The sequence below is a fragment of the Bifidobacterium asteroides genome, assembly GCF_009683175.1.
GTDB classification, from domain to species: domain Bacteria; phylum Actinomycetota; class Actinomycetes; order Actinomycetales; family Bifidobacteriaceae; genus Bombiscardovia; species Bombiscardovia asteroides_H.
Genome location: NZ_WKKW01000001.1, coordinates 482,595 through 506,900, shown reverse-complemented (window position 1 = coordinate 506,900; position 24,306 = coordinate 482,595). Strand labels below are relative to the sequence as shown.

Annotated in this window: 29 protein-coding genes; 28 read left to right on the top strand and 1 reads right to left on the bottom strand. The window is 61.0% G+C overall.

The window, feature by feature from the left end; genetic code table 11:
- The first annotated feature begins 34 nt into the window (after positions 1-34).
- The 23 genes from rplB to GKC41_RS02190 all read left to right on the top strand — a co-directional run bounded on the left by rplB (position 35) and on the right by GKC41_RS02190 (position 20,483).
- Entirely contained in the window at positions 35-865 is an 831-nt protein-coding gene (gene rplB / locus GKC41_RS02300; protein WP_015022356.1) for a 50S ribosomal protein L2, read from the top strand.
- A gap of 15 nt (positions 866-880) precedes the next feature.
- Positions 881-1,159 (top strand): 30S ribosomal protein S19, encoded by a 279-nt coding sequence (gene rpsS / locus GKC41_RS02295; RefSeq protein WP_154312773.1) that lies wholly within the window; start codon positions 881-883, stop codon positions 1,157-1,159.
- Between the two features lie 21 nt (positions 1,160-1,180).
- Positions 1,181-1,540, top strand: a complete 360-nt coding sequence (gene rplV / locus GKC41_RS02290; protein WP_024626790.1) for a 50S ribosomal protein L22 — start codon at positions 1,181-1,183, stop codon at positions 1,538-1,540.
- Positions 1,540-2,385, top strand: a complete 846-nt coding sequence (gene rpsC, locus GKC41_RS02285) for a 30S ribosomal protein S3 (RefSeq protein WP_154312772.1) — start codon at positions 1,540-1,542, stop codon at positions 2,383-2,385. The genes rplV and rpsC overlap by 1 nt, the downstream gene beginning before the upstream one ends.
- Before the next feature lie 3 nt (positions 2,386-2,388).
- Positions 2,389-2,808, top strand: coding sequence for a 50S ribosomal protein L16 (gene rplP, locus GKC41_RS02280; RefSeq protein WP_015022352.1), 420 nt, complete (start codon positions 2,389-2,391; stop codon positions 2,806-2,808).
- On the top strand, positions 2,808-3,071 hold the full coding sequence (gene rpmC / locus GKC41_RS02275) for a 50S ribosomal protein L29 (RefSeq protein ID WP_154312771.1): 264 nt from the start codon (positions 2,808-2,810) through the stop codon (positions 3,069-3,071). The genes rplP and rpmC overlap by 1 nt, the downstream gene beginning before the upstream one ends.
- Before the next feature lie 2 nt (positions 3,072-3,073).
- Positions 3,074-3,340 carry a 30S ribosomal protein S17 gene (rpsQ, locus tag GKC41_RS02270; RefSeq protein ID WP_015022350.1) on the top strand — a complete coding sequence of 89 codons (267 nt, stop codon included), beginning with the start codon at positions 3,074-3,076 and terminating at the stop codon, positions 3,338-3,340.
- Positions 3,341-3,419: 79 nt separating this feature from the next.
- Entirely contained in the window at positions 3,420-3,788 is a 369-nt protein-coding gene (gene rplN / locus GKC41_RS02265; RefSeq protein ID WP_015022349.1) for a 50S ribosomal protein L14, read from the top strand.
- Between the two features lies 1 nt (position 3,789).
- Positions 3,790-4,125, top strand: a complete 336-nt coding sequence (rplX, locus tag GKC41_RS02260) for a 50S ribosomal protein L24 (RefSeq protein WP_015022348.1) — start codon at positions 3,790-3,792, stop codon at positions 4,123-4,125.
- Positions 4,122-4,694, top strand: coding sequence for a 50S ribosomal protein L5 (gene rplE / locus GKC41_RS02255; RefSeq protein WP_024626788.1), 573 nt, complete (start codon positions 4,122-4,124; stop codon positions 4,692-4,694). The genes rplX and rplE overlap by 4 nt, the downstream gene beginning before the upstream one ends.
- A gap of 1 nt (position 4,695) precedes the next feature.
- A complete protein-coding gene (locus tag GKC41_RS02250) occupies positions 4,696-4,881 on the top strand; it encodes a type Z 30S ribosomal protein S14 (RefSeq protein ID WP_015022346.1) in 186 nt (61 codons plus the stop codon).
- A gap of 80 nt (positions 4,882-4,961) precedes the next feature.
- Entirely contained in the window at positions 4,962-5,360 is a 399-nt protein-coding gene (rpsH, locus tag GKC41_RS02245; RefSeq protein ID WP_024626787.1) for a 30S ribosomal protein S8, read from the top strand.
- Positions 5,361-5,376: 16 nt separating this feature from the next.
- Entirely contained in the window at positions 5,377-5,916 is a 540-nt protein-coding gene (gene rplF / locus GKC41_RS02240) for a 50S ribosomal protein L6 (RefSeq protein WP_015022344.1), read from the top strand.
- Position 5,917: 1 nt separating this feature from the next.
- Positions 5,918-6,289, top strand: a complete 372-nt coding sequence (gene rplR / locus GKC41_RS02235) for a 50S ribosomal protein L18 (RefSeq protein WP_015022343.1) — start codon at positions 5,918-5,920, stop codon at positions 6,287-6,289.
- Positions 6,286-7,047 carry a 30S ribosomal protein S5 gene (rpsE, locus tag GKC41_RS02230; RefSeq protein WP_024626785.1) on the top strand — a complete coding sequence of 254 codons (762 nt, stop codon included), beginning with the start codon at positions 6,286-6,288 and terminating at the stop codon, positions 7,045-7,047. The genes rplR and rpsE overlap by 4 nt, the downstream gene beginning before the upstream one ends.
- Positions 7,047-7,232 carry a 50S ribosomal protein L30 gene (gene rpmD, locus GKC41_RS02225; RefSeq protein WP_015022341.1) on the top strand — a complete coding sequence of 62 codons (186 nt, stop codon included), beginning with the start codon at positions 7,047-7,049 and terminating at the stop codon, positions 7,230-7,232. The genes rpsE and rpmD overlap by 1 nt, the downstream gene beginning before the upstream one ends.
- Before the next feature lie 2 nt (positions 7,233-7,234).
- Positions 7,235-7,699 carry a 50S ribosomal protein L15 gene (gene rplO, locus GKC41_RS02220; protein WP_154312770.1) on the top strand — a complete coding sequence of 155 codons (465 nt, stop codon included), beginning with the start codon at positions 7,235-7,237 and terminating at the stop codon, positions 7,697-7,699.
- Between the two features lie 185 nt (positions 7,700-7,884).
- Positions 7,885-9,213 (top strand): preprotein translocase subunit SecY, encoded by a 1,329-nt coding sequence (gene secY / locus GKC41_RS02215; RefSeq protein WP_324612006.1) that lies wholly within the window; start codon positions 7,885-7,887, stop codon positions 9,211-9,213.
- A gap of 248 nt (positions 9,214-9,461) precedes the next feature.
- Entirely contained in the window at positions 9,462-10,034 is a 573-nt protein-coding gene (locus GKC41_RS02210) for an adenylate kinase (RefSeq protein WP_154312769.1), read from the top strand.
- A gap of 314 nt (positions 10,035-10,348) precedes the next feature.
- A complete protein-coding gene (locus tag GKC41_RS02205) occupies positions 10,349-12,154 on the top strand; it encodes an ABC transporter ATP-binding protein (RefSeq protein WP_418904374.1) in 1,806 nt (601 codons plus the stop codon).
- Entirely contained in the window at positions 12,147-14,159 is a 2,013-nt protein-coding gene (locus GKC41_RS02200) for an ABC transporter ATP-binding protein (RefSeq protein ID WP_154312767.1), read from the top strand. The genes GKC41_RS02205 and GKC41_RS02200 overlap by 8 nt, the downstream gene beginning before the upstream one ends.
- A 289-nt stretch (positions 14,160-14,448) precedes the next feature.
- Positions 14,449-17,808: a DUF5107 domain-containing protein gene (locus GKC41_RS02195; protein ID WP_229281562.1), complete on the top strand. Its 3,360-nt coding sequence runs from the start codon at positions 14,449-14,451 to the stop codon at positions 17,806-17,808.
- Positions 17,805-20,483, top strand: a complete 2,679-nt coding sequence (locus GKC41_RS02190; RefSeq protein WP_154312765.1) for a glycoside hydrolase family 2 TIM barrel-domain containing protein — start codon at positions 17,805-17,807, stop codon at positions 20,481-20,483. Before GKC41_RS02195 ends, GKC41_RS02190 begins: the two co-directional genes overlap by 4 nt.
- An 87-nt stretch (positions 20,484-20,570) precedes the next feature.
- Here the strand turns inward: GKC41_RS02190 and gdhA are convergent, their stop codons facing one another.
- Complete coding sequence (gdhA, locus tag GKC41_RS02185) at positions 20,571-21,917, bottom strand: NADP-specific glutamate dehydrogenase (protein WP_154312764.1); 1,347 nt, start codon at positions 21,915-21,917, stop codon at positions 20,571-20,573.
- Positions 21,918-22,302: 385 nt separating this feature from the next.
- On the opposite strand from gdhA, the gene GKC41_RS02180 reads away from it, so the two are divergent.
- From GKC41_RS02180 to rpsK, 5 genes are all read left to right on the top strand, one after another.
- Positions 22,303-22,764: an Hsp20/alpha crystallin family protein gene (locus GKC41_RS02180; RefSeq protein WP_045935704.1), complete on the top strand. Its 462-nt coding sequence runs from the start codon at positions 22,303-22,305 to the stop codon at positions 22,762-22,764.
- Positions 22,765-22,948: 184 nt separating this feature from the next.
- The gene (infA, locus tag GKC41_RS02175) at positions 22,949-23,167 is read left to right on the top strand and encodes a translation initiation factor IF-1 (RefSeq protein WP_015022331.1); all 219 of its coding nucleotides are present in this window, start codon (positions 22,949-22,951) and stop codon (positions 23,165-23,167) included.
- Positions 23,168-23,192: 25 nt separating this feature from the next.
- A complete protein-coding gene (gene rpmJ, locus GKC41_RS02170; RefSeq protein ID WP_015022330.1) occupies positions 23,193-23,306 on the top strand; it encodes a 50S ribosomal protein L36 in 114 nt (37 codons plus the stop codon).
- Positions 23,307-23,438: 132 nt separating this feature from the next.
- Positions 23,439-23,816 (top strand): 30S ribosomal protein S13, encoded by a 378-nt coding sequence (rpsM, locus tag GKC41_RS02165; protein WP_015022329.1) that lies wholly within the window; start codon positions 23,439-23,441, stop codon positions 23,814-23,816.
- Between the two features lie 87 nt (positions 23,817-23,903).
- The gene (rpsK, locus tag GKC41_RS02160) at positions 23,904-24,302 is read left to right on the top strand and encodes a 30S ribosomal protein S11 (protein ID WP_015022328.1); all 399 of its coding nucleotides are present in this window, start codon (positions 23,904-23,906) and stop codon (positions 24,300-24,302) included.
- Positions 24,303-24,306: the final 4 nt, after the last annotated feature.

Here is a 24,306-nt window from a genome sequence, read left to right as displayed (position 1 = left end):
GGCTAGCCGAGAAAAGTTAAGGAAGAACTAGATTATGGCTATCCGTACATACAAGCCGACGACCGCGGGCCGTCGCAACGCCTCGGTTTCGGACTTTGCCGAAATCACGCGCTCCAAGCCCGAGAAGTCGCTGGTTCGCAAGCTGAGCAAGACCGGCGGACGCAACTCCTATGGCCGCGTCACCAGCCGCCATCGCGGCGGCGGGCACAAGCGCCAGTACCGCCTCATCGACTTCCGTCGCTGGGACAAGGACGGCGTGCCCGCCAAGGTTGCTGAGATCGAATACGATCCCAATCGCTCGGCCCGCATCGCCCTTCTGCACTTTGCAGACGGTGAGAAGCGCTACATCATCGCCCCGCAGGGCATCAAGCAGGGTGACGTCATCGAGACCGGTCCCCAGGCCGACATCAAGCCCGGCAACAACCTGCCCCTGCGCAACATCCCCACCGGCACCATCGTCCACGCCATCGAGCTGCGGCCCCTGGGCGGCGCCAAGATCGCCCGCTCGGCCGGTGCTGCCGTCCAGCTGGTGGCCAAGGACGGGGCCTACGCCCAGCTGCGTATGCCCTCAGGAGAGATTCGCAATGTCGACTCCCGCTGCCGCGCAACGGTGGGTGAGGTCGGCAACAACGACCACGCCAACGTCCAGCTTGGCAAGGCAGGACGTGCCCGCTGGATGGGACGCAGGCCCATCACCCGTGGTGAATCCATGAACCCGGTCGACCACCCGCATGGCGGGCGCACCCGTGGCGGCAAGCCACCAGTGTCTCCCTGGGGCAAGGGCGAGGTCCGCACCCGCAGGCCCAAGAAGGCCTCCAACAAGATGATCGTGCGTCGTCGTCCAAATGGTAAGAACCGCAAGTAAGGGAGTGTCGGAAAGATGACTCGTAGCATCAAGAAGGGCCCATTCGTCGACGCCCACTTGCAGAAGAAAGTCGACGAGCAGAACGAGAAGGGCACCAAGGACGTCATCAAGACCTGGTCCCGTCGTTCCATGATCACCCCGGACTTCATCGGGCACACTTTCGCTGTGCACGATGGCCGTAAGCATGTCCCGGTCTTCGTCACCGAGGCCATGGTCGGCCACAAGCTCGGCGAGTTCGCCCCCACCCGGACCTTCAGGGGTCACGTGAAGGACGACAAGAAAGCACGCCGCTGAGGCGAGGGAGAGTAGAGACACATGGAAGCTAAGGCAATTGCACGTCACGTTCGCGTGACGCCTCGCAAGGCTCGCCGCGTCGTCGACCTCATCCGAGGCAAGCAGGCGACCGAGGCCGTGACCATTCTGAAGTTCGCCCCCCAGGACGCGGCCGTTCCGGTCCGCAAGTGCCTGGAGAGCGCCATCGCCAACGCTCGCGTCAAGGCGGACAAGGCCAACCAGCCCTTCCGCGAGAACGAGCTGATGGTTCGTGAGACCTACGTGGACGAAGGAACCACCCTGAAGCGGTTCCGCGCCCGCGCCCAGGGTCGTGCGGCCCGCATCAACAAGCGGACCAGCCACATCACCGTAGTGGTGGCCGACAAGGAAGGAGCCCGATAATGGGGCAGAAGATCAACCCGTTTGGGTACCGACTCGGCATCACCGAGGAGCACCGCAGCAAGTGGTACTCCGACTCCAACAAGGCGGGGGAGCGTTACAGCGACTTCGTGCTTGAGGATGACAAGATCCGCAAGGAGATGAACAAGGACCTGGAGCGCGCAGGCGTTTCCAAGATTGTCATCGAGCGGACCCGCGACCGTGTGCGCGTCGACATCCACACCGCCCGGCCGGGCATCGTCATCGGTCGTCGTGGAGCAGAGGCCGAGCGTGTGCGCGCCAAGCTGGAGAAGATCACCGGCAAGCAGGTCCAGCTGAACATCTTCGAGGTCAAGAACGCCTCCATCGATGCCCAGCTGGTGGCTCAGGGCATCGCCGAGCAGCTGACCAACCGCGTCACCTTCCGCCGGGCCATGCGCAAGGCTCAGCAGGATGCCATGCGCGCAGGCGCCAAGGGCATCAGGATCAAGCTGTCAGGTCGTCTGGGCGGAGCCGAGATGAGCCGTTCGGAGTTCTACCGCGAGGGCCGTGTGCCCCTGCAGACTCTGCGCGCCCTGATCGACTACGGCTTCTTCGAGGCCAGAACCACCTACGGTCGCATCGGCGTCAAGGTCTGGATCTACAAGGGCGATATGACCGAGCGTCAGTTTGAGGAGCAGCAGGCTCAGCAGAACAACCGCCCCGGTCGGCGCGGCGATCGTCGTCCCCGTCGTGGCGTCCGTCCCTCCGAGGGACGCACCCGCCGCGAGCAGGATGCAGCCAAGCAGAACAGCGGTGTGGCCACGCCGCCGGCGGCGGCTCAGGAGCAGACCGCCTCGGCGCCCGTCGCAACCGAAGCAAAGGAGTGAGCCGTGCTTATCCCAAAGAGGACTAAATACCGCAAGCAGCATCGTCCGGGTCGTTCGGGCATGTCCAAGGGCGGCAACGAGATCGCTTTCGGCGATTACGGCATCCAGGCCCTGGCTCCTGCCTACCTGACCAACCGGCAGATCGAGGCGGCCCGTATCGCCATGACCCGGTACATCAAGCGTGGTGGCCGCGTCTGGATCACGGTCTTCCCGGATCGCCCCCTGACCAAGCATGCCCTGGGATCCCGAATGGGTTCCGGCAAGGGTGCGCCCGAGTTCTGGGTGGCCAATGTCCGTCCCGGCCGGGTGCTTTTCGAGATCGGCGGCGTGAGCGAGGATGTGGCCCGCGAGGCCCTTCGCCGCGCCACTGACAAGCTTCCCATGAAGTGCCGGATTATTGCACGTGAAGGCGGTGACATCTGATGTCAGTCGGAACAGCCGAGTATTCCATCAAGAATCTGAATGAAAAGACCAATGCGGAGATCGAGGATTTCCTGAAGAAGTCCAAGGAAGAGCTGTTCAACCTGCGCTTCCAGTCGGCCACCGGTCAGCTGGAGAACACCTCCCGCCTCAAGGCCGTCAAGCACGACATCGCCAGGATGTACACCGTCCTGCGTGAGCGCGAGCTGGGCATCAGCCAGGAGCCCGCCGAAGCAAAGGCCAAGAGCAAAGCTGAGGAGAAGTAAGCATGGCTGACAAGCAGGAGCGCAACTTCCGCAAGGTTCGCAGCGGCTACGTCGTGTCCGACAAGATGGACAAGACCATCACCGTTGAGCTGGAGCAGCGTTCGACCCACCCCCTGTACGGCAAGGTCGTCCGCAGCAACCGCAAGGTCAAGGCCCATGATGAGAAGAACGAGGCCCATGTGGGCGACTTCGTGAGTATCATGGAGACCCGTCCTCTGAGCAAGACCAAGCGCTGGCGTCTCGACTCCATTGTCGAGCGCGCCAAGTAACAAGTTCGGCCAGGCTCCGCATTTCATCCCGCCCTGGTGCGGGGTGTCTGCGGAGAACCAGCGCGGCTAAGGAGAATCAATGATTCAGCAGGAATCGCGGCTTCAGGTCGCCGACAACACGGGTGCCAAGGAGATTCTGGCCATCCGCGTGCTCGGCGGGTCGAAGCGACGCTATGCCGGCATTGGCGATGTGATCGTCGCCACCGTCAAGGATGCCATTCCCGGCGGGTCGGTCAAGAAGGGCGAGGTCGTCAAGGCGGTCGTCGTCCGTACGGTCAAGGAGCATCGTCGGCATGACGGCTCCTACATCAAGTTCGACGAGAACGCGGCGGTCATCCTCGGCACCGGTCGTGAACCCCGCGGCACTCGTATCTTCGGACCGGTCGGTCGTGAGCTGCGCGACAAGCGCTTCATGAAGATCGTGTCCCTGGCACCGGAGGTGATCTGAAGTGGTAGCCAAGATCAAGACAGGCGACCAGGTCAAGGTCATCCGCGGCAAGGATCGCGGCAAGGAGGGCAAGGTTCTGCGGATTCTGCCCAATGACCGTCTGATCGTCGAGGGTATTCAGATCGTCAAGAAGCATGTGCGGGCCACCCAGCAGGGTCAGGAGTCGGGCATTGTCCCGACCGAGGCGCCCATCCATCGTTCCAACGTGATGGTCATCGACCCGGAGACCAAGAAGCCGACTCGCATCGGCGTGAACATCAAGGAGGAGGCGCGTGACGGCAAGGTCAAGGTCGTGCGTACCCGCTTCGCCAAGAAGTCAGGCAAGGAGCTGTCATGAGCGATACCACCGTTGAAGCACCGGCAGTCCCTCGTTTGCTGCAGCAGTACCGCGAGAGCATCGTCCCCGAGCTGGAGAAGGAGTTCAAGTTCTCCAACCCCATGCAGGTGCCCAGGATCGAAAAGGTCGTGGTCTCCATGGGCGTGGGTGCCGCGGCACGCGACTCCAAGCTGATTGAGGGCGCGGTCAAGGACCTGACGGCCATCACCGGCCAGAAGCCCAAGATCACCAAGGCCAAGAAGTCCGTGGCGCAGTTCCACCTGCGTGAGGGACAGGCTATAGGCGCCTTCGCCACCTTGCGCGGCGTGCGTATGTGGGAGTTCCTGGATCGTCTGTTGACCCTGGCTCTGCCCCGCATCCGCGACTTCCGCGGCATCAGCGACCGTCAGTTCGACGGCCAGGGCAACTACAACTTCGGTCTCACGGAGCAGTCCATGTTCCACGAGATCGATCCTGATCAGATCGATCACCAGCGTGGTATGGATATCACCGTGGTGACCTCCACCAAGAACGATCAGGAGGCCCGGGCGCTGCTCAAGCAGCTGGGCTTCCCCTTCAAGGAGAACTGATATGGCAAAAACCGCTCTGAGAAACAAGGCGGCACGCAAGCCGAAGTTCAAGGTGCGTGGATACACGCGCTGCCAGGTCTGCGGTCGTCCTCATTCCGTCTATCGCAAGTTCGGCCTGTGCCGCATCTGCCTTCGCGAGAAGGCCCATCGCGGCGAGCTGCCGGGTGTGACGAAGTCCAGTTGGTAAAGATCGACGCTGAAGGTCCGCGGTCGCGGCAGCTTGCTGCCCGGCGGCGGAAACCACGGCGAGGAAGGGCATAAGCCCACATGACAATGACAGATCCCATCGCAGACATGCTGACACGTCTGCGTAATGCGAGTGCGGCCAAGCATGAAACAGTCGACATGCCGTACTCCAAGTTCAAGGCGAACATCGCGCAGATCCTCAAGCGCGAAGGTTTCATCGCCGATTACCGCGCCAAGGAGGCGCGGGTCGGGCAGGATCTGGAGATCACGCTCAAGTACGGCCCCGATGGACGCCAGTCCATTCAGGGAATCAAGCGCGTCTCCAAGCCCGGTCTGCGACGGTACGCCAAGTCGGATTCCCTGCCCATGCCCTTGGGCGGGCTGGGAATCGCCATCATCTCGACCAGCTCGGGACTGATGACCCAGAAGGAATGCCTCGACAGGGGCATCGGCGGCGAAATCGTCGCCTACGTATGGTGAGAAAGGAGAGCTGAACATGGCATCGCATATCGGTAAGCTCCCCATCGCTGTTCCGGCAGGTGTGGAGGTGGCCTTCAAGGGCCAGGAATTCACCGCCAAGGGCCCCAAGGGCTCTGACGGATACACGCTGCCTGAAGGCATCACCGGCAAGGTCGAGGGTAATGAGATCATCATGACCCCCGCCGACGAGGACCGCACCACCAAGGCCAAGCATGGACTGAGCCGCTCCATCGTGGCTTCCATGGTCGAAGGCGTCTCCAAGGGCTACAGCAAGCACCTGCAGATCGTCGGCACCGGCTACCGCGTGGTCGCCAAGGGCAAGTCCCTGGAGTTCTCGCTGGGCTACTCGCACACCATCACTGTTGACCCTCCGGAGGGCATCACCTTCGAGACGCCGAACGCCAACGAAGTGGTCGTCTCCGGCATCGACAAGCAGGCTGTCGGCCAGGCTGCGGCCAACATCCGCGCCCTGCGTGCTCCCGAGCCTTACAAGGGCAAGGGCATCAAGTACGCCGACGAGCACATCCTGCGCAAGGCTGGAAAGGCTGGTAAGTGATATGACGGTCTCGATACTAGGCAAAGGCAAGAAGATCGCCCGTCTGCGCCGCCATGCCCGTCTGCGCAAGCACGTCTCCGGCACGGCAGAGCGCCCCCGTCTGGTGGTCACTCGGACCAACCGCAACATGATCGCCCAGATCGTCGACGACACCAGGGGCGTCACCCTGGTCAGCGAGTCGACCATGGCTTCGGACTACGGCTCCTTCAAGGGCACCAAGACCGAGGCCGCCCGTAAGGTGGGCGAGCAGATCGCGGCCAAGGCCAAGAAGGCCGGCATCACCACCGTGGTCTTCGACCGTGGTGGCAACAAGTACCACGGAAGGGTCGCAGCGGTTGCGGAAGGCGCCCGTGAGGGAGGTTTGGCACTGTGAGCGACAACGAAACTACAAAGGAAACAACCCAGGTGACTGAAGATTCCACAAACGCTCAGTCCAGCCAGGGTGGCAGAAGGGACCGGAACGACCGGAACGATGATCGTCGCGGTGGTCGTCGGGGCGGTTCCCGTGACGGCCGCAGGGATGGTCGTCGTGGCCGTCGCGATCGCGACGAGCGTGACGACATGCTCGACAGGGTCGTTACCATCAACCGCGTCTCCAAGGTCCACAAGGGAGGCCGAACCTTCAGCTTCGCGGCCCTGGTGGTCGTGGGCGACGGCAAGGGCACCGTGGGCGTTGGCTACGGCAAGTCCCGTGAGGTTCCCGCAGCCATCTCCAAGGGTCAGCTGGACGCCAAGAAGCACATGTTCACTGTTCCCCGCATCCGCGGCACCGTCACCCATCCGGTGATCGGGCACGATGCGGCCGGCACGGTTCTCCTGCGGCCTGCAGCCCCCGGAACCGGCGTTATCGCCGGTGGTCCGGTTCGCGCCGTCCTGGAGTGCGCCGGCATCACTGACATCCTGAGCAAGTCCATGGGATCGGCCACGGCTGTCAACATGGTGCGGGCCACTGTGGCTGCCCTGAAACAGCTGGAGGAACCCGAGGAGATCGCGGCACGCCGCGGTCTGCCCTTGGAGGAGGTTGCCCCCGACTCCCTCCTGCGCGCCCGTGCAGCCGGCATCGCCGACGAACGCAAGGAGCGCGAAGAGGCCAAGGCCAAGGCTGACGAGCAGTCGAAGGCAGGTGAGTGATGACCAAGCAGATCAAGATCACCCTGGTCAAGGGCGTGGCTCACGCCACTGACCGCCAGAAGGAGAATGTCAGGTCTCTGGGCCTTCACAAGATCGGCCAGTCAGTCCTGCGTGAGGACACCCCCGTCTACCGGGGAATGGCTGACAAGGTCCGCCACCTGGTGAACGTAGAGGAGGCAGACTGATTATGGCCAGCGACAAGCAAGAGCCAACCATCCTGCAGATGCATGACCTGCGTCCCGCTCCGGGCGCCAAGCGCGACCGCATCCGTGTGGGTCGTGGCGAGGGGTCCAAGGGCAAGACCTCCGGTCGTGGCACCAAGGGCACCAAGGCCCGCTACCAGGTCCGTCCGGGCTTTGAAGGTGGCCAGCTGCCCCTGTACATGCGGCTGCCCAAGCTGCGCGGGTTCAGAAGCCCCTTCAAGAAGGAGTACCAGGTGGTCAACCTGGGTGCTCTGGAAGGGCTCTTCCCCAAGGGCGGCGAAGTCACCGTCGAGGATCTAGTCAACAAGGGAGCGGTCCGCAAGGGCCGCCCTGTCAAGGTCCTGGGTGATGGTGACGTCAAGGCTGCTTTCACCCTCAAGGGCGTCAAGGCCTCGGCCTCGGCCAGAAGCAAGATAGAAGCCGCAGGCGGGTCCGTCTCCGAGGACTGATACTCATAGGGGACAGACCGCAAGGCAGATGATTCCGGCCCTCCCCGCTCCAAGCGGGCGGGGGCCGGAACTCGTTTCCGGCCTGGTTGCCGTCGGGATTTGACGGAGCCATCGGTTAAGCTGGTCGGAGCAAGAAGGTGCGATGCACCGGGACCAACGCGCGGGCGCGTAGGGAGGGAACTTAGGTGAGGACGTTAATCCAGGCCTTCAGGACCAAGGAGTTGAGGAAGAAAATCTTCTTCGTTCTTGGCATCATCATCATCTATCGCATCGGGTCGTTCATACCTACCCCAGGCGTGGATTATCCCGCCGTGCAAAAGTGCATCACCACGGCCGGCAATGAGGACTTCATCGGTCTGGTGAACCTGTTTTCGGGCGGAGCCCTGCTGCAGCTGTCCATCTTTGCACTGGGCATCATGCCCTACATCACTGCTTCAATCGTGGTGCAGTTGCTGCGCGTGGTCATTCCTCGCTTCGAGGCTCTGCACAAGGAAGGCCAGTCAGGCGAGGCCAAACTGACCGAGTACACCAGGTATCTGACCATCGGCCTGGCGGTGCTGCAGTCCACAACCATTCTGGTTACGGCCAACAAGGGTGCGCTCTTCGGCGGTGCCTGTCAACAGCAGGTCATTCCTGACAGCTCCTGGTGGAATATGGCCGTCATGGTTCTGATCATGACCGGCGGCACCGGTTTTATTATGTGGATGGCCGAGTTGATCACCGACAAGGGCATCGGCAATGGTATGTCCGTCCTGATCTTCATCTCCATCTGCTCCGGCTTCCTGCCCCAGCTTTGGAACATCGGTTGGGGGACCAATGGCAAGGACGGCGACTGGGTCAAGTTCGGCATTGTCGTGACCGTTCTGCTGGTTATTCTTATTCTGGTCGACTACGTGGAACTGGCTCAGCGCCGCATTCCGGTCCAGTACACTCGAAGGATGATTGGTCGCAAGATGTACGGCGGCTCTTCCACCTATCTGCCCCTCAAGATCAATATGTCCGGCGTGATTCCACCGATCTTCGCCTCCTCCATTTTGGCTATTCCGACCCTTATTGCCCAGTTCGGCAATTCCGATCAGAGCTGGGTCAAGTGGATTGATGCCAACATGGCAAATACGACCTCGGTCTGGTACATCGTGCTCTACTCGGTCATGATTGTCTTCTTCTGCTTCTTCTACACGTCCATCACCTTCAACCCTGATGAGACGGCCGACAACATGAAAGAGTATGGCGGCTTCATCCCGGGTATCAGGGCCGGACGGGCCACCAGCCGGTACTTGTCATACGTGATGAATCGACTGAACACGGTGGGCGCCATCTATCTGCTCTTTGTGGCTCTGATTCCCACGGTGCTGATCATGCTGCTGAAGATCAACTCCAAGCTGCCTTTCGGCGGCACCACCATTCTGATTATCGCCGGTGTCGGCCTGGACACCCTGCGCCAGGCCAGGGCACAGACCGAACAGTTCCAGTACACCGGCTTCCTGCTGGAGGGCGAACACAAGGAGGGCTGACCCTTCTGCCGAACACCCGCGAGTAATGGCTGACTGAAACAGTTGAAGGTCCGACCCTGGCCCTAGGTGGCATGTGGTCGGACCCTCTTGTATCCGGAAGACGGTTTGCACGAGTTTAGTGAGTGCAACCTGTGTTGGGCCAGGTAGCCACTAGCATACGTAAATGAGGGTTCTGCACGGCTCAGACAGCTAAAATCGTCTGGGCCTTAGAGCTATAAAACAATGGAAGATCGAACAAAGGATAGGGAATGGCACAGCGACTGTTGATCATGGGACCTCAAGGTGTTGGCAAGGGCACACAGGCGGCCTTGCTCAGCAAGCATTACGGGATTCCTGCCATCTCCACCGGCGACATTTTCCGCTACAACCTGAAGAACGGAACCGAGTTGGGCAAGCAGGCCAAGGCCTACACCGACAAGGGTGAGCTGGTGCCAGACGAGCTGACCAACAAGATTGTCAAGGACCGCCTTGGCATGGACGACTCCGCCCAGGGCTGGATTCTGGACGGCTACCCCCGTTCGGCCTCCCAGGTCGAGGCGCTGGACAAGATGCTCCAGGAGCTTGGCACTCCGCTGACAGCTGTGGTGGCCCTGGATGCAGACCATGACGTGCTCATGCAGCGCATCGCCAAGCGGGCCAAGGAAGAGGGGCGGGCAGACGATACTCCCGAGGCCATTGCCAAGCGTCTGGATATCTATGCCAAGGAGACTGCACCGCTGCTGAACACCTATAAGTCCCGTGGCCTTCTGGTTGCAGTGGATGGCCAGGGCGAGGTCGACCAGATCTCCAAGGAGATCATCACCAAGTTGGATGAGCGCTAATCCATAGCCTATTGGGCGAGAGGCCTGTCGACAGCTGAATCAACTCTGAGGATGCCTAGTTCATGACACGCTGGTAAGACTCGCTGATAGGACTGACTGAAGCATAGAAGCTGCATGACCCCAAGGGGCGTGACAGCTTCTTTTTGTGGAGGGCGGAAATCCCCGCGCGTCCGCCCAACCCTGGCGGACAGGATGATAGCCTAGGTGCATTCAGGCCCTCTTTCGAGGGTGTTGCATGTCGGTGATTGGCCGTAAAAGATAGAGAAACCAGTACAGAAACAGAAGAGGTCCATTTGAAGGGGTCTACGGCATCCGTGGTCAGATCGGATAAACAGGAACCAGCGCGTCCGAAGCACACCATCCGAACCATCCTGCGCTCCCTGCGCGAATACCGGAAGGCCAGCTTTCTGGCTCCGGCCTTCGTCTTTCTTGAGAGCGTTCTAGAGATTGTGATCCCGACCATCATGGCCTCCCTGATCGACCAAGGGGTCTCGGGGAGGTCCATGCCGGCCATCTTCAAATTCGGGCTGATTCTGCTGGCCTGCTCAGCCGTCTCCCTCTTCTCCGGGTTCATGTCCGGGCGGTACGCGGCCATCGCCTCTTCCGGCTTGGCCAGGAATGTCCGCAGCGATCTGTTCGCCAAGGTGCAGTCCTTCAGCTTCACCAACATCGACCGTTTCTCCACCGGGTCCATCATCACCAGGCTGACCACCGATGTGACCAATCTGCAGAACGCCTATCAGATGGTCATCAGGGTCGGGGTCAGGGCGCCGATCATGGTCATTGTGGCCTGGCTCTTTTCTTATAGGATCTCCAGGCCCATATCCCTGGTCTTCCTGATTGCCATCCCCATCCTGGGCTTCGGACTGATCGGCCTGTCCCTGCTGGTTCACCCCATCTTCGAGCGGGTCTTCCACACCTACGACCACCTCAACAACGTGGTGGACGAGAACCTCCAAGGTATCAGGGTTGTCAAATCCTACAACCGGGAGGACTACGAGGAGCGCAAATTCAACAGTATCTCTTTGTCCATCTACCGGGCCTTCTGCAAGGCCGAGCGGATCATGAGCCTGAACCCGGCGCTGTTGAACTTCTGCATCTACGCCTCTCTGCTGGTCATATCCTGGATGGGCGCCTCCCAAATTGTGGCCTCTGGGAACAATGCTGCCCTGGGGCTGACCACAGGCGATCTGACCGCTCTGGTCACCTATGCCATCCAGATCATGATGGCCATGAACATGGTCTCCATGATCGTGGTCATGGTAGTGATCTCCCAGGCCTCGGCCGAGCGCATCTGCCAGGTGTTGAATGAGGTCAGTACCGTACACGATCCCGCCAAGCCGGTCATGAAGGTGGCCGACGGATCCATCAGCTTCCAGGATGTGACCTTCCGCTACTCGGACCGGTCCGAACGTCCTGTTCTGAGCCACATCAATCTGGACGTTCCCTCGGGCTCCACCCTGGGCATCGTGGGCGGGACCGGTTCCTCCAAATCCAGCCTGGTCCAGCTCATTCCCCGCCTCTATGACGTCACCGATGGGTCCCTCCAGGTGGGCGGGGTGGACGTGCGCCAGTATGACCTGACGGTCCTGCGCGACCAGGTGGCCATGGTGCTCCAGAAGAATGTCCTTTTCACCGGGACCATCGCCGAGAACCTGCGCTGGGGCAACCCTGAGGCCACGGACGACGAACTGGTGCGCGCCTGCACCCTGGCCCAGGCCGACGGTTTCGTGCGGGAGTTTCCCGATGGCTATCAGACCTACCTGGACGAGGGCGGCACCAACCTCTCCGGCGGCCAACGACAGCGTCTGTGCATCGCACGGGCCCTTCTGAAGAAGCCTGACATCCTGATTCTGGATGACTCAACCAGCGCCGTGGACACCAAGACCGACCAGCTGATCCGCCGGGCCTTCAGCCAGGAGATCCCCGACACCACCAAGATCATCATTTCCCAGCGTCTGGCCTCCGTAGAGGACGCCGATATGATCGTGGTCCTGGAGGAGGGCAGGATTCTCGACAAGGGCACCCACCAGGAGCTCCTGCGAACATGTCAGGAGTACCGATCCATCTACGAATCACAGACCAGGAACCAGAGCGAGGAGGCCAATGACCATGAGTGACGGATCATTCAAGGACCGCAGGCCCCTCCTGGACAAGGCCGCGCCGGGAACGACCCGTCGTATCCTGAGCTACTTGTTCGCCTACCGCTGGCAGCTGGCGGTGATCGTGGTCTGCATTATCATCAGCGCCGGGGCCCAGGCGGCATCGGCCTTCTTCCTCCAGCCGCTGATCGACCACTACATCCTGCCGCTGGTCGGGGCCTCCGACCCTGACTGGGGACCGCTGATGAGGACCCTGATACTGATGGGCTGCCTCTATGCGGTGGGGACCTTCTGCTCCTGGTTCTGGAACTGGCTGATCGTCAAGGTGGAACAGGGCACCCTGAAGACCATCCGCGACCAGATGTTCGCCCACCAGCAGGAGCTGCCCATCGGTTTCTTCGACACCCATGAGCATGGCGACACCATGAGCCGCTACACCAACGACACGGATACACTCCGTCAGGCCATCTCCCAGTCCTTCCCGCAGATGGTCTCCTCGGTCCTGTCCGCGTTGGCGGCCCTGATCTCCATGCTCTGGCTCTCCATTCCATTCACCGTCCTGACCCTGGTCTTCGCGGCGGTCCTGATTGTCGTGGTCCGCGTTCTGGTCACCCGAAGCGGCCGGTACTTCGTTCACCAGCAGCGTTATCTGGGCCAGGTGAACGCCTTCGTTGAAGAGGCCGTCAACGGCCAGAAGGTCATCAAGGTCTTCAACCACGAGGATGCCACCGCCAAGGTCTTCGAGGAGAGGAATGAGGAGCTCTTCCAGGCCTCGGCCCAGGCCAACACCTACGGCAACGTCACCATGCCGGTCGTGGGTAACATGGGCTACCTGCTCTATGTCATCCTGGCCATCGTCGGTGGGCTGGCCGGCATCGCTGGCATGGGCAACGTGGGACTGACCGGGGCAGGGCCGCTGACCCTGGGAACCATCGTTTCCCTTCTGACCCTCTCCCGCTCCTTCATCAACCCCATCGGCCAGGTCTCCATGCAGTTCAACATGGTCATGATGGCCTTGGCCGGCGCCTCCCGGATCTTCGATCTGATGGACCAGCCCGTCGAGTCCGACCAGGGTACGGTCAGATTGGTCAGCGTCGAACTGGCCTCGGATGGCCGGACCATGACCCCCGTCGACCACGAAACAGGTCACTGGGCCTGGAAGCGCGAAGCTGACGACGACGGCAGGCGCTCGCTGGAGGCCGCCATGAAGCTTCCCGGCGATGCCCGCGACGTTGCCCTGAAGGCCAAGGATCAGGCAATCACCTCTCCTGACGGGCGATACACCCTCCTCCAGGGGGATGTGCGGTTCACCGATGTCAGCTTCGGGTATGACCCGAGCAAGCCTGTCCTGCACGACATCACCTGGTTCGCCAAGCCCGGGCAAAAGGTGGCGCTGGTCGGTGCCACCGGTGCCGGCAAGACAACGATCACCAACCTGATCAACCGCTTCTACGACATCCAGCAGGGCCAGATCCTCTATGACGGGATCGATGTGAAGAACATCCGCAAGCCTGACCTCCGTCGCTCCCTGGGCATCGTCCTTCAGGATGTCAATCTCTTCACGGGCACCGTCCTGGACAACATCCGCTACGGGCGCTTGGATGCCACGGACGAGGAGTGCATCGAAGCTGCCAGGATGACCAACGCCGACAGCTTCATCCGCATGCTTCCACAGGGCTACCGGACCGTGCTCGAGGGGGATGGAAGCGGACTGTCCCAGGGTCAGCGTCAGCTGATCTCCATTGCTAGGGCGGCTGTGGCCGATCCTCCGGCCATGATCCTGGACGAAGCCACTTCCTCGATCGACACCAGGACCGAGGAGGTGGTCCAGCAGGGCATGGACGCACTCATGCGCGGCCGGACTGTCTTCGTCATCGCCCACCGGCTCTCCACAGTTCGCAACTCTGATGTGATCATGGTCCTGGACCATGGGCGGATCATCGAGCGCGGCAACCACGATGAGCTGATAGCCAAGCATGGCGAGTACTACCAGCTCTACACCGGAGCCCTGGAGCTGGAGTAGGGCTCTACGGGATTGCCGAAGATCGCAGGAAGATGTTGAAAGGCTTGATCGGCATTAAGTGAACGTCAGCCTAGGGGGTCGGTCCTTGATGGGCCTGCCCCCTTTCATGTGTATGCATCCGTGCATTTTCAGCATTCGACCCGAGCTCAACAGATGCTGGTCAGTCATGACGAACTAGTAGCAATTTTTTAATATTTTCAAACAATTTATGCGGTTCTGAGGCCTGATTCCGACTATAGACTGAGAGCAAATATATACAGTTTGCTGAGCAGACAAGGGGCTGATGACCATGGGCGTCACAGTAAAAGTCACAGAGCTTACGATTCCAACCTACGGGATTGGAAAGCCGGACAAGAATCCGCAATTTATTGAAAATCGAGTCTACCAAGGCTCTTCGGGGCGGGTCTATCCTTACCCGGTCATCGAGACCATCTCGGATGAATGCAAGAATCAGGACTACAAGGCGGTCATCCTGGAGAACGAATACCTTGAGGTGACCGTCCTGCCCGAGCTGGGCGGACGAATCCAGTATGCCCGGGACAAGACCAACGACTATGACTTCGTCTACCGTAACCGGGTCATCAAGCCTGCTCTGGTGGGGCTGACCGGCCCTTGGATTTCCGGCGGCATCGAGTTCAACTGGCCGCAGCACCATCGGCCCAGCACCTTCCTTCCGGTGGACTACACGCTCAAGGACCTGCCGGACGGTGGCAAGGCTGTAGTCTGCCACGATACCGACCGCATCTACGGCACCCAGGTCACCACCACCATCGCCCTGCATCCCGGGGTCAGCGTCATCGAAATATCGGCCCGGCTCTACAACGGCACGCCACTGCCCCAGTCCTTCCTCTGGTGGGCCAACCCGGCCGTGGCGGTCAACGAACACACCAGAACAGTCATGCCACCCGATGTCACTGCGGTCATGGACCACGGCAAGCGCGACGTCTCCCGCTATCCCATCGCCACGGGAACCTACTACAAGCACGACTACTCCCAGGGAGTGGACATCAGCCGCTACAAGAACGTGCCGGTGCCCACCTCCTATATGGCCGCCCATTCGGATTATGACTTCGTCGGCGGCTACGATTTCTCCCGGCAGGCTGGCATTCTGCATGTGGCTGACCATCACATATCCCCGGGCAAGAAGCAGTGGACCTGGGGCTGCGGGGACTTTGGCCACGCCTGGGATCGCAATCTGACCGATGCCGATGGCCCCTATGTGGAGCTGATGACCGGCGTCTTCACCGACAACCAGCCTGACTTCACCTGGCTCAAGCCCTACGAAGGCAAGACCTTCACCCAGTACTTCATGCCCTACAAGCAGGTGGGCCTGGTCAAGAACGCCAGCGTTGATGCGGCCCTCAACCTGGAGGTTGGCCCCGAGCAGACCTTCGGGGCTGCCGGCGAGCATGAGGGGATCGAGGCCCAGGGGCTGAAGGCCGGGCAAGGGCGGGTCACCGTCTACGCCACACGGGTTCAAAAGGACGCACGCGTCCAGGTCGCGGCAGATGACGGATCCATCCTCTACCAGTGGCAGGGCACCCTTGGCCCCGACAATCAGGTCAGGGCCGAATTCGAGACAGGCGATCATCCGGCCACTGCACTGACAGCCCGGGTGGAGGACGCTCAAGGACGGCTCCTGGTCAGCTATCGTCCACAGCCGCCCGCCGGGGGCAAGATTCCCGAGCCGGCACAGGCCGCCGATCGGCCGGAACGTATCGCCACCAACGAGGAACTGCTGCTGACCGGTCTGCACCTGGAACAGTACCGCCATGCCACCTACCGGCCTGATCCCTACTACCTGGAGGGGCTCAAGCGTGACCCGGGCGATGCGCGCATCAACAACGCCTACGGCCGACTCCTGCTTCGACGCGGGGACTTCGCCGGAGCCGAGCAGCACTTCCGCACGGCCATCAAGCGGCTGACCTGGCGCAACAGCCAACCCTATGATTCCGAGGCTCATTACAATCTGGGTCTCGCCTTGGGCTATCAGGGACGAACGGACGAGGCCTACGACGCCTTCTACAAGGCCACCTGGGATGATGCCCAAAAGGAACGGGCCTTCTTCTGCCTGGCCTGCATCGCGGCATGTCGCGGCCAGCTGGAGCAGGCTTTGGATTTCGTCCAGCGTGCCCTGACCCGCAACACCGACAACATCAGGGCCCGCGGGTTCAAGGCCTATCTGCTGCGTCGGCTGGGCAGGCAGGATCAGGCGGACCGAGCGGTCCGCGAGAACCTGGCCCTGGATCGTTTCGACTTCGTATCCGGCTACGAGCGGGTCCTGGCAGGCGGTGATCCGGACGAGCTGTCCGGACTGATGCGCGGGGATTACCTCAACCTGCTGCGGACGGCACGAGACTACGCCGCATTCGGCGCCTATGAGGAGGCTCTACAACTGCTGGACCAGGCTGATCAGCATCAACCCATGGTCCGGTATTATCAAGGTTGGTATCTGCACCTGCTGGGTCGGAAGGATCAGGCCTTGCAGGCCTTCCAGGCGGCCGAGGCGGCACCTTCGGACTATTGCTTCCCCAATTCCCTGGATGATATCGCCCCACTGCGAATGGCCATGGACATGGTCGATGGTCCCAAGGCAGCCTATTATCTGGGCTGCCTCTACTACGACAAGTCGCTGACGGACCGGGCCATCAAGCTTTGGGAGCACTCCCGGCAATTGGACCCCGACTTCGCCACCGTCCACCGCAACCTGGCCATCGCCTACGGCAACAAGAAACACGATTGGCAGGCCGCCGATCAGGAAATCGAGACCGCCTGCCGGTTGGATCCCGAAGACGCCCGGGTCTTTTTGGAGCGGGATCAGCTCCATAGGCTGATGGGCTGGAGCTTTGCCCGTCGGCTGACGGAATTTGAAAAGCATCCAGCGGTTGTGGCCCGCAGGGACGATCTCTATATCGAATACCTGAGTCTGCTCAACCAGACCGGCAGCTATGAACGGGCCTATCAGCTGATGAGAGGCCGGCGATTCCATCCCTGGGAGGGCGGCGAGGGCAAAATCACCGCCCAATACCGAATCTCCCTGAAGCTGATGGCCAAGGATGCCATGGCGGCTCAGGACTGGGATCGTGCTGCGGACCTGCTGGAGCGAGCCATGACCTATCCGGAGAACCTGGGCGAAGGCAAACTGGAAGGTCAGAAGGACAACGATCTGCACTACTACCTGGGGCTGGTCAGGCGAGCCGCAGGTGACCAGGAAGCTGCTGATCAGGAGTTCCGTCTGGCCTGCCTAGGCTCCGGACAGGTGGGGGAGTCGCTCTACTACAACGATCAGCCCGCCGAGATGGTCCTCTTCCAGGGGTTGGCCCACCAGGCCCTGGGCGAGCAGGGTCCGGCCAACGCCTGCTACTACCGGTTGCTGGACTTCGGCGAGCAACACTTGGACGACCATGTGGAAAAGGACTACTTTGCAGTCTCCCTGCCTGACTTCCTGACCTTCGATGCGGACTATACCCGCATGAACCGGGTCCACTGCCTCTACCTGATGGCCCTGGCACACATCGGCACAGGGCAGATCGACCAGGCTCGGGAGTGCCTGAAGCAGGTTCTGGAACTGGATGCCGGTCATATTCAGGCCGGGTTGTTCACTGATGAATTGGACCACAGGACAATTCTTGCCGGGAGGAAGTCATGACCAAGGTTGCATTGGCTGGAGCCTGGCAGGTTCAGTCCCCGTCTGAACTGCGGGGAACCGTCCTGTTGCCAGGCACACTGGACACCAACGGACTCGGACATGATGATCAGGAGTTGTCTGCTGACTATGGCAGCGGCAAGCCCGGACCCATCGGCTCCCGGCTGACCAGGCGGCACACCTTCGAGGGGACAGTCAGATTATCCCGGCAGATTCGATGGACCCCGCAGCCGGGGCAGAGGGTCTTCTTCGAGGTGGAGCGCGCTCGCCGCCTGGAGGTCAGGGTCGGTGAACGCCTGGTTGAGCCCTACCGTCCTCAGACTTTGAACACCCCCCATGTTTTCGAGCTGACTGGACTGCTGACGGGCGATGACCTGCTGCAGGTGGATTCCGACAACGCCTATCAGGGCATGCCCCACGACGCCATTCTGGATTCCTCGACCGCCACTGACCACACCCAGACCAACTGGAACGGGCTTCTGGGAGAGATTGGCCTGCGTGTGGAGGAGGACACCTTCCTGGATAGGGTTCGCGTCTACCCCCATGGCGATGTGCTGACCGCAGAGGTTGATGTGGATTCGGGCCAAGGATTCCATGGCCGCCTGAGGCTCTCTTCCGATGCGCTGGCCCAGCCTATGGAGGTTGCTGCAGACCTGGAACCTGGGCGGCGAACACTGACTTGGCCAGATCTTCCGCTTGACGCCCATGCGGATCGCTGGGACGAATACCAGGGCTGTCTGCACGGCATAACGGTTGAACTTTTGATGCCAGACGGATCCAGGGTGCTCTCGCGGGTCAGCACGGACTTCGGCATCCGTGACTTCGCTGCCGATGAGCAGGGGAGACTGGCTCTCAATGGCAGGGCCTTCTTCCTGCGTGGAGAGGCCAATTGCGCTGAGTTCCCGCAGACCGGTTTCCCGCCCATGGACGTGGGCTCCTGGATTCGTATTCTGGAGGCCTACCGTTCATACGGAGTGAATGTGGTCCGCTTCCATTCGCACTGCCCGCCCGAGGCAGCCTTCGTAGCGGCGGACCGGATGGGGATGATGATGCAGCCCGAGCTCTCCCACTGGGACCACCAACATGCCTTCCAGGAGGATGTCAGCTACCGCTATTACCGCACCGAACTGGAGCAGACACTGCTCTTCCTGGCCAACCACCCCTCCTTTGTCATGCTCACCCTGGGCAACGAGCTGTCTGCGGATGCGACCGGTCACCAGCGCATGGCTCAGCTGGTGCAGGATGCCCGGAGCATTGACGATACCCGGCTCTATGCCAATTCCTCAAACCCGCACTATGGTCAGCTTGGCAGCGACGACTGCAACGAGGTCTACACTTCTGAGTCTTATAAGGGCCACGACCTGCGCTGCTGCTTTGCCAACATGCGTGGGTCCACCAACGCGGTTCATCCGGGCACTGCCCACAATTTCGAGGACACCATGCAGGAAGTCCGCAAAGAGTGCGAGGTGCCGGTCTATGGATTCGAGGTAGGGCAGTATGAGGTGCTGCCTGACTTCCGGGAGATTGAAGAGTTCACCGGGGTCACCCGTCCTGACAATTACGAAATGATCCGTGACAGGGTTCGTGAATCGGGCCTTGACCAGCGTACCTGGTTTGATTGGGTGGCCGCTACAGGCGAACTGTCACGGATCTGCTACCGGGAGGAGGTGGAGTCCGTCCTGCGAACCCCTTCCATGTCCGGGCTATCGCTGCTGGGTCTTCAGGATTTCCCTGGACAAGGCACGGCTTTGGTGGGCATGATGGATGCCCACCTACGCCCCAAGCGCTTCCCCTTCGCCCGCCCTGAACGCTTCCGGTCCTTCTTCACCGACCAGTTGCCGCTGGCAGTCATGGACCGCTATGCCTATACCAACCGGGAGAAGCTCTCAGGGACGGTCAAGGTGGCCAACTACGGTCGATGTACACTGCAGGGTGATCTGCGGCTGCGGTTGCAGGGCCGGGGGGTTGATCAGGAGCGTGTCTTCCGTCAGGTCACATGTCCGGTGGGCAAGCTGACCGAACTGGGGGCCTTCGAACTGCCTCTGGACGGAGTTGAAGGCAACCAACGCTGCCGTCTGAGTCTGGAGATCGACGGCGTGGCCAACGTCTATTCGGTCTGGGTCTACCAGGACAGCCAGTCTGACCGTCCAGACGGTCTGTACGAAGCCAGGAGGTTCGACCAGCAGGCGCGTCGGGTCCTAGACCAGGGGGGCACGGTCTATCTGAGTCCCGACTCCACGGCCCAGTCCCTGCCCGGATCCGTTCAGGCCCACTTCTCCACGGACTTCTGGTCGGTGGGAACGTTCAAGGATCAGAGCGGCACCATGGGGCAGTTCATTCAGGCCGACCACCCTGTTTTTGCCGATTTTCCGACCGACTCGCACACTGACTGGCAGTGGTGGCCCATGGCCACCCAGCGGGCCATCGTTCTGCCCGAGCGCTACCAGTCCATCATCACCGAGATGGACAGCTACGCCTACCTGCGACCCATGACGCAGCTGCTGGAATGCCGTTGCGGCAAGGGCCGGCTTCTGCTCTCCTCCATGGGCCTGCAGAATCTGACCGAATATCCGGAGGCCAGGGCTCTACAGGCCAGCATCTACCGGTATCTGGGCTCCAAGGACTTCAACCCGCGCCAGAGGATCGATCCCGAGGTCATCGACCAGCTGGTCGCCTGAGTCCTGCTGTTCGCTAAAGCGCAATAAGGGGTCCGACGCAATTTCTGCAGGTCGGACCCCTTCTGTTCAGATGGGCTAAGTCCCATCTCAGAGGATGCCCTGGGCCACCATGGCATCGGCCACCTTGGTGAAGCCGGCCACGTTGGCGCCCAGCATCAGGTCGCCCTCATGCCCGTATTCCTTGGAGGCCTGGTAGGACTTCTGGAAGATCCCGGTCATAATGTCCTTCAGCCGCTGGTCCACTTCGTCGAAGGTCCACTGCAGGCGCAGCGAGTTCTGGCTCATCTCCAGACCGGAGACTGCCACGCCGCCGGCGTTGGCGGCCTTGGCGGGCCCGTAGAGCACTTTGTTGTCCTGATAGACCTGGATGGCTTCGGGGGTGGAGGGCATGTTGGCGCCCTCGCAGACCACGGTGCATCCGTTGGCGACCAGGGCCTTTGCGGATTCCTCATCGATTTCGTTCTGCGTGGCGCAGGGCAGGGCGATGTCGCAGGGCACAGTCCAGACTCCCTTGCAGCCCTCGTGGTACTCAGCGGAGTCCACGCGGTCCGCATATTCGCGAATTCGGCCGCGGTGACCCAGCTTGATGTCCTTGACGATATCGAGGTCAATCCCGTTGGGATCGTAGACGTATCCGTTGGAGTCGGATGCCGTCACCACCTTGGCGCCCAGCTGCTGGGCCTTTTCGGTGGCGAAGATGGCCACGTTGCCCGAACCGGAGATGACGACGGTCTTGCCCTGGAAGGAATCCTTGCGCAGCGTCTGCAGGGCTTCCTGGGTGTAGTAGCACAGGCCGTATCCCGTGGCCTCGGTCCTGGCCAGGGAGCCGCCGAAGGTCAGGTCCTTGCCGGTCAGCACGCCCGAGTACTCGTCGCGTATTCTCTTGTACTGGCCGAAAAGGTAGCCGATCTCGCGCGATCCCACGTTGATGTCGCCGGCCGGCACATCGGTGAACTGTCCGATGTGGCGCTGCAGCTCGGTCATGAAGGCCTGGCAGAAGCGCATGACCTCGGCATCCGAACGGCCCTTGGGGTCGAAGTCGGATCCGCCCTTGGCGCCGCCCATGGGCAGCCCGGTCAGCGAATTCTTCAGAATCTGCTCGAAGCCCAGGAACTTGATGACCGACTCCGTCACGGTCGGGTGGAAGCGCAGGCCGCCCTTGTAGGGGCCGATGGCCGAATTGAATTGGATCCGGTAGCCGCGGTTGACCTGGACATGGCCCTGGTCATCGGTCCAGGCAACACGGAACTTGACCGCACGCTCGGGCTCGACCAGGCGCTCCAGAACGCCGTTGGCCTCATACTCGGGATGCCGCTCCACCACGGGCTCCAGGCTGGAGAAAACTTCACGCACAGCCTGCAGGAATTCCGGCTGGTCGCCGTCGCGCTTCTCAACCTGCTGGTAGACGCGCTTGATGTATTCGTTGGTGAGCATCTGAGCTCCTTTGACTAGGAATGGCCGGTCCGTCCGGTCCACACACGATTGGGTCCGCCCTCAAGAGCCTACGGGGGCTGGCGGAATCTTATCCTATGGTAAATGCCTCAAAGTTACGTCACAAGAATTTTGGCCCGTAATGTCTGACATGTGGTCGTTCAAGGCCCGAAGAATGAGAGAGCAGGGATGAGCAATCAAGGCTGCTAGCGAAAGTTGAGTCTCTATGACTCAACTTTTTATTCCTTGGGTGAACATCGGGCATGGAACCCCCAGCCCGCGGTTTGGACAAAGTGAAGGGCAGGGAGCCCGGGAGGACAGGTCAGGATGTCCGCCTGGGGTTCCGGTCTGCAGAAACTACGACTTTAAAGAATCAGGAGATGTGATTATGGCTATGTTTCCCGCACTGATGAACAATTCGATCTTCGGCGACTTCTTCGACGACCCCTTCTTCAACAACTGGCGTGACGGGCGTCGGCAGGGTCAGGGCGCCAAGAACGCGCTGAACAGCCCCCTGATGAACACGGATGTGCGTGAGAAGGACGGACAGTACCAACTCTCCATCGACATGCCCGGCTTCGACAAGAAGGACATCGGCTTGCGTCTGGAGGACGGCTACCTGATTGTCTCCGCCCAGAAGAACAGCGACCAGGGTGACAAGGACGACCAGGGTCGGTGGATCCGGCGTGAGCGCTACACCGGGTCCTGCTCCCGCAGCTTCTATGTGGGCGACAAGGTCCGCCAGGAGGACATTCATGCCCACTATGCAAACGGCACCCTGGAGGTGACCCTGCCCAAGACCAGCATCGAGCCGGCTGACAACACGCAGAACATCGCCATTGAGGACTGAGGGATTCTGGTCCTTATCGGACCGCCTGAACGACTGCTATACTGATTGAGCGACAGCCGTTCAGACGGCCCTTTTGTCGTGTCAACACGCTATTGCCCAATTTTGGGTCCATTAATGCTATACTTGCCATTTGGCGTGTCTTTCGGCGCGCTGTGTAACCGGCCGAGGATCGGATAGAAGGCTTATGGCAAAAGATGGTGTGATCGAGGTGGAAGGGCGTGTGGTTGAGGCCCTCCCGAATGCGATGTTCCGCGTCGAGCTCGAGAACAAGCACCTGGTGCTGGCCACCATTTCCGGCAAGATGCGCAAGAATTACATTCGCATTCTGCCCCAGGATCGGGTGGTGCTCGAAATGAGTCCCTATGATCTGAACCGCGGACGGATTACGTACCGGTACAAGTAACAAGGTACACAAGCAAAGGAAAACCATGAAGGTCAGCCCTAGTGTGAAGAGAATCTGCGAGAACTGCCGCGTGATTCGTCGTCACGGCCGCGTCATGGTGATCTGCAAAAACCCACGCCACAAGCAGCGCCAGGGCTGAGCGGATTCCCAGCGGCAACGAACACCAAAGGCGCTGAGTCACAGCCAACAGGCTGAACCCCGGGTGCGCAGGCCCGGGCCGGGAGACCGGAAGACTCGGTGCACGACCTGCGTAGAACAAAAAGGAATCGCAATGGCACGTCTTGCCGGAGTCGACATCCCCAACGAGAAGCGCATAGAGATAGCCCTCACCTATATCTTCGGTGTGGGGCGTACTCGCGCCAAGGAAACACTTGCCGCGACCGGAGTGAATCCGGACACCCGCGTCAAGGATCTCACGGACGAGCAGCTCATTACGCTGCGTGATTACCTCGAGGGAAACTACAAGATCGAGGGTGATCTGCGTCGTGAGATCGACGCTGATATTCGCCGTAAGATCCAAATCAACTGCTATCAGGGCCAGCGCCACCGCCGGGGCCTGCCCGTGCGCGGCCAGCGGACCAAGACCAACGCCCGCACCCGCAAGGGACCCAAGCGCACCGTCGCCGGGAAGAAGAAGGCGACCAAGTAAGGCCGAATGCGAAGCGGGGATGAGGGTCCCCGATGGTTCGCACTAGCAATCAGTTATTCGTTATTCGTGACAAGGAAACGAGGATCAATGGCAGCAGCAAAGCAGGCCGCGCGCAAGCCTCGTCGTCGGGATCGCAAGTCGGTTCCGGTCGGGCAGGCGCATATCAAGTCAACATTCAACAACACCATCATCTCCATCACCGATCCCTCCGGTGCTGTAGTGGCCTGGGCTTCAGGCGGCGACGTAGGCTTCAAGGGCTCCCGCAAGTCCACTCCTTACGCTGCGGGCATGGCCGCCGAATCCGCAGCCCGCAAGGCCATGGAGCATGGGGTCAAGAAGGTGGATGTCTTCGTCAAGGGCCCGGGTTCGGGCCGTGAGACCGCCATCCGCTCCCTGCAGTCCGCAGGCTTGGAGGTCGGTTCCATCTCCGATGTGACCCCCCAGGCACACAATGGCGTTCGTCCTCCCAAGCGCCGTCGCGTCTGAGCAC